Origin of the sequence: Paraliobacillus sp. JSM ZJ581, assembly GCF_044383835.1 — a bacterium.
Classification (GTDB): domain Bacteria; phylum Bacillota; class Bacilli; order Bacillales; family Amphibacillaceae; genus Paraliobacillus.
This window is the reverse complement of the sequence record NZ_JBISEP010000061.1, coordinates 1-1,823: the sequence shown is the minus strand read 5'-3', so window position 1 is coordinate 1,823 and position 1,823 is coordinate 1. Positions and strand designations below refer to the sequence as shown.

3 protein-coding genes are annotated in these 1,823 nt (G+C 28.9%); all 3 read right to left on the bottom strand.

Annotated features, from left to right (window positions below):
• Window positions 1–565: 565 nt before the first annotated feature.
• Window positions 566–886, bottom strand: a complete 321-nt coding sequence (locus ACH6CY_RS15595) for an immunity protein Imm33 domain-containing protein (protein WP_374068230.1) — start codon at window positions 884–886, stop codon at window positions 566–568.
• Window positions 879–1,415, bottom strand: a complete 537-nt coding sequence (locus ACH6CY_RS15590) for an ankyrin repeat domain-containing protein (protein ID WP_374068229.1) — start codon at window positions 1,413–1,415, stop codon at window positions 879–881. Before ACH6CY_RS15590 ends, ACH6CY_RS15595 begins: the two co-directional genes overlap by 8 nt.
• 12 nt (window positions 1,416–1,427) lie before the next feature.
• A partial coding sequence (locus ACH6CY_RS15585) for an HNH/ENDO VII family nuclease (RefSeq protein WP_374068228.1) occupies window positions 1,428–1,823 on the bottom strand: 396 nt, incomplete at its 5' end.

The following is a 1,823-nucleotide window of genomic DNA, read 5'->3' as shown; positions in this document are numbered from 1 at the left end:
AGTCAACCTTAACTATACGTGGTTTCACGATGGCTTTCTATTTATTTAACTGTTGCATTTGATTTTACAATGAACCTCCTATTTATTTTTATTGAAATAGATTTTTATTTATCTATTTCAATTCTTTTAAGTCCTTATTCCCCCCTACCCCCCGTTACAATTTCCTAGTCCCGAGTTCCAAGTCTCTAGTTATTCTACTCAGCTATCTTATTATTATGTTCTATGCTATCAATTCTTTTTATTTTTTAGTGATTTTCTACTACATATATTATGTTCTGAATTGCATTAACTTTTAAGTGGAATTATCGAGGCTAGGATTTCCTTGGCTTTCAGCTTACGATGGTTTTTAATCCTAGTTATCTTTGCTTTTATAAATATTTCACTACATGAAAAAAAGATTAATGCTCCAATTGCTGAAACATTAACCTTTTTAACTTCTTTCACTGCATTATTAGATTTATGCAGTAAGCTTAATTAAATCTTTTATTGATTTAATTATCCTTTAATATTATTACTTGTTATGCAGTCTTAAATTATAGAATTATGCATCCTTTAAAATTAATATCTAAAATACAACTAGTTCTTCTGTCTCTGTATTAATGAAATACTTTTTACCATCTTCATTTATTAAAGTTATATCTGTACCTTGAGACATATCAAATATACTAATAACAGCTGGTTCTATCTCAATAATTGTTCCCCAATCACATACTAGCATATTTGAAGAGTCTGCTAAAAAATCATCAGTGTCGATATCAGATAAAAATCTCCATCCATTGTCTAATTCATTTACTGGACTTTCTTTTATGCACCACTTTAACTTTCCTTTATGCTCTAATATATTCTTTGATACAATACTTCCACCTAAGCCCATACCTTTACTCATAAATTATTTCCTCCATAACCTTTTTCATTTCATCTGTGCCTCTTTCATTAATTAAATTTTCAACTGAATATCCTACACTGTTTAACGATTTAACATCCGGCTTATTTTTTAAACATCTTATAATTAATGAAATACCTTCTTCAGTTCTCTTTTTTAAAACTTCTTGACATAAGCACCATAATGATGAATTATTTAATTTTTTTTCTTTTAAATCTAAATTAACATTCATATCAATCAATCTATTTGCAATTTGAATAGCTCCATCAAAATTTATATTTGATGATAAGTAATGCAATTCATTACATCCTTCATTTGAAATCACATTAATATCTGCATTATTATCTAAAAGATAATTAGCAATTTCAAATTTTCTACTAATTAATGATTTTTCAAGCAAGCTAACACCATTCTTATCTACTATATTTAATACTTCACCTATATTGTGCTTTTCTAATTTCATTTTTTCTTTAAATAATTTAAGATTTCCGAATTTAATTATAGTTCCATAATCTGCTTTATTAATATCCATAAGTTACTCCTTTTATTCATACTTATGCCCTCTATTAGTACTTGGTAGTTCAGGGCGATAATTGTCCGGATTTTTATACCATTCTAAAAATTCCTTTTTAGTAATTGTACCATCCATATACAGTTCATGCATTTCTGAATATTTCTCTCCTGGTATATGTCCCATATCCCATTGTCCATTTCTAGGTTTAGTTTTATCCCAAATAATTTCTTTTCCTGTTGGGTCATAAACTTTTCCTGTTAGAGGGTCTTTTGCATTTTCCCATACCTGGTCTACTTGTCCTTTTCCATATGATGGTCTATTTTTAGAATATGGTTTAGCTTCTCTTACCCCCTTAGTAACTTTCGCAAAGCTCGTATGTATCTCTTGTTGTACGTGAGTATCACGCATCGCGTTGATAGGTAAGCG